The 283-nt window shown below is 53.0% G+C and carries 1 protein-coding gene; it reads right to left on the bottom strand.

Annotated elements, in window-relative coordinates:
* Window positions 1-187: hypothetical protein (locus K6753_RS14880; RefSeq protein ID WP_425492142.1), on the bottom strand; the 187-nt coding region annotated here is incomplete at its 3' end.
* Window positions 188-283: the final 96 nt, after the last annotated feature.

Raw genomic sequence — 283 nt, 5'->3', positions numbered from 1 at the left:
AGAGATAGTCCCAGACCTCTGATTGTGGCGACCCTTCTTGGTGGATGAGGTCACTGCGCACCTCGATGTGCGAACGATAGAGAATCGGCACTTCAGGGCGAACTTTGCGGATGAGAGGAATGAGACCAGGCATCTGAGGATCATCAATGAAGATGACATCTGCGCCTCCCGGGGCCTTTGGGAACATTAGTCGAAACCCCCTATCGTGGGAAGGGGATAGACTCACAAGAGGTCCACCTTCGGAGAGCCAGTAACGATTGGCATTGTATGTAATCCACTGGGT

Source organism: Novilysobacter selenitireducens (assembly GCF_020026895.1).
GTDB classification, from domain to species: domain Bacteria; phylum Pseudomonadota; class Gammaproteobacteria; order Xanthomonadales; family Xanthomonadaceae; genus Lysobacter_C; species Lysobacter_C selenitireducens.
The sequence above is the reverse complement of the archived record's forward strand: the minus strand, read 5'-3'. Positions and strand labels throughout refer to the sequence as shown.